6 protein-coding genes are annotated in these 5,830 nt (G+C 63.4%); 2 read left to right on the forward strand and 4 right to left on the reverse strand.

The window, feature by feature from the left end:
• Positions 1-540 precede the first annotated feature (540 nt).
• Positions 541-1,077: a hypothetical protein gene (locus EB75_RS29035; RefSeq protein ID WP_142239840.1), complete on the reverse strand. Its 537-nt coding sequence runs from the start codon at positions 1,075-1,077 to the stop codon at positions 541-543.
• Positions 1,078-1,221: 144 nt separating this feature from the next.
• Complete coding sequence (locus tag EB75_RS29040) at positions 1,222-1,578, reverse strand: hypothetical protein (protein WP_142239841.1); 357 nt, start codon at positions 1,576-1,578, stop codon at positions 1,222-1,224.
• Here EB75_RS29040 and EB75_RS26630 point away from each other — a divergent pair.
• Positions 1,577-3,760, forward strand: a complete 2,184-nt coding sequence (locus EB75_RS26630; RefSeq protein WP_142239842.1) for a beta strand repeat-containing protein — start codon at positions 1,577-1,579, stop codon at positions 3,758-3,760. The genes EB75_RS29040 and EB75_RS26630 overlap by 2 nt on opposite strands.
• Positions 3,761-3,899: 139 nt before the next feature.
• Here the strand turns inward: EB75_RS26630 and EB75_RS26635 are convergent, their stop codons facing one another.
• The gene (locus EB75_RS26635; RefSeq protein WP_174557736.1) at positions 3,900-4,556 is read right to left on the reverse strand and encodes a maleylpyruvate isomerase N-terminal domain-containing protein; all 657 of its coding nucleotides are present in this window, start codon (positions 4,554-4,556) and stop codon (positions 3,900-3,902) included.
• A complete protein-coding gene (locus EB75_RS26640; protein ID WP_073698229.1) occupies positions 4,546-5,304 on the reverse strand; it encodes a DUF899 domain-containing protein in 759 nt (252 codons plus the stop codon). Before EB75_RS26640 ends, EB75_RS26635 begins: the two co-directional genes overlap by 11 nt.
• An 86-nt stretch (positions 5,305-5,390) precedes the next feature.
• On the opposite strand from EB75_RS26640, the gene EB75_RS26645 reads away from it, so the two are divergent.
• Entirely contained in the window at positions 5,391-5,723 is a 333-nt protein-coding gene (locus tag EB75_RS26645) for an ArsR/SmtB family transcription factor (protein WP_073698230.1), read from the forward strand.
• Positions 5,724-5,830: the final 107 nt, after the last annotated feature.

Consider the following 5,830-nt stretch of genomic DNA (forward strand, 5'->3'; position numbering starts at 1 on the left):
TCGAACGACTCGGTTCATATCTTCAACGAATTCCCGGCGCAGGACACTAGGCAATATCGGCCGATCGGATGACGGATGCGACCGCCCGATTGCGCTAGAGTTCGTCCCCGTCAGCAAATTTTCGCACGGGTGAATTGGGGTACCTGTAGTGGCGGGACGACATCGTTCGGGACACAAGTCTCCTTCGGCCCGCAAGACCTCAGGCAAACACCCCATACGGACGCAGCACGAGCCCTATCGGTGGCTCGGTGCTGGCGCAGTCACACTGGGAATCGGCGCGTCGCTGATTACCGGTGCCGGGCTCGCTCACGCCGATGACGAAGCCGGATCGGATACCAAAACCTCCGGATCGCACTCCTCAGCCCCGGACCGGGTGCCGACCATCGATACTCCCAAACCCAAGTCCAAGAGGCATGCCAAGAAGCACGAACAGCCGCCGGCCGAAGCTCAGCCCGACGACACCGACGCCGGCTCTGGTACAGGCAACGCGGCCGCCGACGCACCCGCATCAACGTCACCTGCTCAACCGCAGCGCACGCGTCACGCGACAACCACGTCAGCACCAAAATCATCGACCAGCAAGGCAGCGGACATCACCGACCGAGTGCCCACCGCGTTGCGCCCCACAGCCGCAGTAACTTCCCGCCAGGTGAACAAGGCCGAGGCGTCACCACTGCAAACGACCATTCGACCGGAATCTGCCGTATCCGTCGTCGCCCCGGTCGCGGCAACTCCGCAGGTCGCAGCAGCGTCCGTTCGCGCCGCCGCCATCGTCACGCCGGCGCCTACGACAGTCGCGGCGCTTTCAGCCGCGGTGGCAAACGGCTTGACATCGCTACTATCCGACACTGTCACAGGATCAAACCCCCTGTCGTTACTGGCATTTGCCGGGTACCGCACTGCCGAGTCACGGTCGGCCGCCAGTGGCGCAGCCACGCCCACCGCGGCTGCCCCGGCGGCAGCTGCGGCGCCACCTCCCAGCTCGACAGCCCCTGCCCATGTCGTCGGGGTCGTCGCCATGCCCGGCTCCACGGTCAGTTCAACACAGACCGCCGACGGCACCCGCTCGATCGTCATGACATCCTCGACTGACGGTTTGGGCAGTCCTACAACGTATTTCGTCAGTGTCATCAACGCGACCACCGGAGCTCAGGTAGGCAACACCTTCAGCACCACGTTGCCACCGCCGAGCATGTCCGATCTGGGCAGCACACCCACAATTCAGCTTGTCGGCAACGGCCAACGCGCATTCATCACGTCGCCGCAAGGATCGTCGACGATGCTCACACTCATCGACACCGGCAATGGCTCAGTGATCAGCACCAATGCCGTTGCGGGCAAAACACTTCCGAGTGTCCAGTCCGTCGGAGACGGCAGAATCGCCATGGTAACCTCGTCCGCCCGTAGCGGGTGGATGCCCGACTCACCGGTCACCTCGTACGTTTCCTTCATCGACACCACCACCGGTGAATCTGTCGGTTCGACCACCGCACTGGCCGGCAGCATCCAACCGGTGCAGTTCTCTGCGGATGGCTCCCGCGCGGTCGTGACCTCCCGACAGAACACTGGCAGCGGCATGTTCGTCGGTCCCTACACGGGCACCATCGCTGTATTCAACACTGCAACAGGGCAACAGGTCGGTGCCGGCTTTCAAGGAACCAACCTCAACGTGGTCGTCGCCGGCAACGATGCGGTGGTCTCGACCTACCGGGCGGTGGGTTCCAGTCCGGTTCCCTCGTGGGGTGGGCCATCGACGGTCTACAACCCCCAGATCACGTTCCTGAACCTCGCCACCGGCCAGCAGTCAGGCGAAACCGTGGAGTACGCGAGCGGGCACGCAACATCCGCTGCGACAACCCTACTATCCGCTGATGGCCAACTGGCGACGGTGACCACCGTGTTCCGGTACACCACACAGAACACCACCAACCCGCTCTATCCCTATACCTGGCACTCGGTCACCACCTTCGAAACCTTCAGTACTTCGAGCGGCACTCAGGTCGGCAACACCCTCACCTCGTCCGGCGCGGCCGCGACGGCGACGCTGCTCAGCACGAACGGCGCGTACGCACTGGTCACCACCACTGATGACGACGATCAGTCCGTATCAACAACATTCATCTACACTTCCACGGGCCAAACCAACAACATCTATGACGGCGCCGTTGCGTCCAGCGATCGCAACCACGCCATCGTCATCTCGACTGACGCCGGTACGAGTCGCGTAAGCATTCTCGACCTCAACGGCGGTCAACGCCTGAGTTACACCCAGATTCCCGGCACTTCCGCATCACCGCGGTTGTCCACCGATGGCACGCGTGCCCTCATCACGACGTCGGACTCGGGCACCGGTCACGCCACCGCATTCGACCTCACCACCGGTGTGCAACTCGGCACTGTGGCGTACCAGGGCGGTACACAAATTCAGGTGACGGACAATCTGACCCGCGCCATCGTTGCCACCCCGTCTACCGACGACGACACCGTCCACACGACGGTCATCGACCTGATCAGCGGCCAACAACTGGGCGAGATCACCACGTCGGGCAATCCGCAGATATTGCGCGCCGCGAACGACACCCGAGCAATATTCACCGACTCGGCACACACCGTGGTGGTTGACCTCACCACTGGCCGACAACTCGGCAGCATCGACGCGACCGGCGGCATTGTCCTCAACGCCGACGGGACTCGGGCGCTCCTGACCACCACCGACTACGAACCGGAGACAGGCCAGGTAACCGCGAGCAAGATTGTCGTGGTTGACATTACGACGGGCAGGCAACTGGGTACGTATACGTACACCGAGACCCAGAGCGGTATCACCTCAGTGCAATTCGCGCCCCGTGGCGATCGCGCCGCGGTGGTGACCAACTCGACGGACAATGCCACCGGAGTTTCCACAGTCACGGTCACCGTCTTCAATACCGCGACGGGCGCAAAGGTCAACAGTCTGAGCATCGACCAAGCCACCACCGAGCTCAGCGGCATCGAATTCACCGCAGGCGGCTCACGTGCACTGATCAGGACGCAGACGCGTGACGCCGACGGCTTCGTCGATGCAACACAATTCACTGTCATCAACACGAGCACCCAAGATTCGGGCAGCATCGACAACTCGCCGGGTAACCTGCTCACCGCAGTTTTCAATCAGTTGGGTGCCCAGATCACCTATGTCGTCGATCAGGTACGGGCCCGTATCACGGCATTCGTCACGCAAGCCACCAACGCGGCTTTGGGTGCGCTGCAAGGCAGTTCGTCACAGCCGGGATCGACTGGCCCCAACAGTCCGGAGGAAGAAGCCTGGGAGGCTTTCACCCTTGCCACGGGTTGGATTCCGATAGTAGGCACCTTCGAGAACGGCTTCAGTTTGGTCGTTGACACCAATGACCTGATCAATGCAAAGAATGATGATGACAGGTGGGACGAAGCCGGGGATATCGCGGGCGATATCGTCGGCCTCGTTCCCATCGTCGGCCCTGTCTTCAAGGGGGCTGTCAAGGTGGCCACTCCCGCCATCAAGACGATCGTCAAGACGGTCACCAGACCAATTGCCGAGTTTCTCGACGGTGCCGGAAAAGTGGTCGATGGGTTCATCAGCAAAGCGGCTGGCGACTTCGTCACCAACGTCGTCCGTCCGGCCGTCGACGCTGCCGTAAGTTTCACCAACGGTGTGGTGACCGCTGCGCAGAACACGTATGTGGCCATCCAGAACGGGTTCATCGCCGCCGCCGAATGGATCGGCAGCCGGTTCCACTGACCCTCACCGTCATTCACAAGACGTGCAGCCGCAACGCATCGGATGGGGATCGTCAAGCTTGCTGGGGTCGGCCCGCGCGATATCGACTTGCGGGGGGGCTTGGCGCGATGGAACGCGGCTGGTCGACTGGAACTGACTGCTACTCAACGAGATCGACGGCAGTCGGCCCGAACATATACAGGTGATCGAGCACTGGGGCTGGGTCACCGGACCATGCCATGGCTGCCATCTGGCCGCGGCTGCGCCGGCCGGTGCGCCAGCGAACCGCTTCGAATCGCGTGGTCTTCAGCTCGATCTCAGAGTCCCCGTCCGGGCCGCGCCGGTAGTCACCGTCCTCGACAGTGATCCGCACGGGCACCGGCGTCACCAACTTGCTCAGGAGTTGGTCGGAAACACATTGCAGCGCAACCGAATCCCGGGCACCAGGCCGGCCGAGCGCGTCCCGGATGTCATGCTCATGGACGACGATGTCGCCGAGCGGTGGCACGATGCCCTCCCGAGCAAGTCGCGGCAGCGCCGCGGCCGCCTCGCTCCACGCCCGCAGAATGTCGGGCACACCGGCCCCGTCGAACCGGGCCACCTGCGCTGCCGTCTGCGCGTCGTTCGGCGGTGCGGCCCGCCGGCCCGCGGCCCAGTCCTGCGCGACGCCGGCCATATGGGCCAGCAGATCCCGCACCGACCAGCCCGGGCAGGCAGCGACCCGCGCATCGACGGAAACATCTGGTGCACTGACCAATTCGGTGATGCGATCCATGGTCTGCTGATACAGACCCACGAGGTCAGGTTCACCGCTCACAGGAGGCACATCCTTCGTCGCGCGGCGGACGGGGATCGTCGGGCTTGGTGGGATCGGGGTCGCCGAACCAGCGAGAAGGCTCGTGTTGGCCGTAGGTGTCGTGCCAGTCCCACCATTCGTAGGCCGGGTCCTGCGGGTACCCCGGCGGGGAGTCCTCCCAGGTCTCCTGCCGCCCCAACGCTGTCATGTCGAGATAACTCCACGACGTGCCCAGCGCCTCGTCGCCGCGGTTGTTGATGAAGTACGTGCGGTAGACGGCGTCGCCGTCGCGGATGAAGGCGTTGGTGCCGTGCCACTCGTGCACGCCGAAGTCGACGTCGAAGTCGTCGGTGATGGTGTACCAGGGCATGTTCCAGCCCATCCGGGCCGTCATCCGGGCGATGTCGGGCTGTGGCGCGCGCGACGCGAAGGCCAGGGTGGTGTCGCGGGCATTGAGATGCGCGACGTGCCCGACGTTGTCGGCGATCATCGAACAGCCACGGCAGGCATGCTCGGGCCAGCCCTTCACGCCCTCCTCGAAGAAGGCCCGATAGACGACGAGTTGCCTTCGCCCATCGAACAATTCGGTCAGGCTCAGCTCACCCTCGGGGCCGACGAACGTGTACTCCTTGGTGACCGGCGTCCACGGCATGCGTCGGCGCATCGCCGCTAACTGGTCGCGCTGCCGGGTCCATTCCTTCTCGGCGATCAGCATCTTCTGCCAGGCGGCATCCCATTCGGCCGCGGACACGATTTCGGGTTTCTGCATGGTGTTCCTCCTCTACAGAATCATTAAACAAGTTTGTTGAACGTCACTATTCCAGCAGAGCATGATCCGACGCTATAGTCAACAAGATGGTTGAAGATCAGGTGCTGGACCGGGCCTACGCCGCCCTGGCCGATCCGACGCGCCGCTGGCTGCTGGAGACGCTGCGGCAAGGAGACGCACGCATCACCGACCTGGCCGCACCGCTGCCGATGACGTTCGCCGGCGTCTCCCGTCACATCGGCGTACTGGAATCAGCGGGCCTGGTACAGCGCGATGTCCGCGGCCGCGAACGCTGGGTGTCCCTGCGCCCCGAGGGGCTGACCATGGCGCAGCAGTGGATCAACGAGCAATCAAATTTCTGGTCGGTACGGGCGGATGCCCTCGCAGACCGCCTGCGACGCAAAGGAAATGGTCAATGACAGAACCCGTCACCGTGCGCGTACGGCGCGTCATGCCAGCCGTCCCCGACGTGGTGTTCGGGCCTTGCCCCCATGTAGTGGACACGGGATTTGTGGTTACGCGGCTA

It is taken from the genome of Mycobacterium sp. ST-F2 (genome assembly GCF_001905655.1).
Classification (GTDB): domain Bacteria; phylum Actinomycetota; class Actinomycetes; order Mycobacteriales; family Mycobacteriaceae; genus Mycobacterium.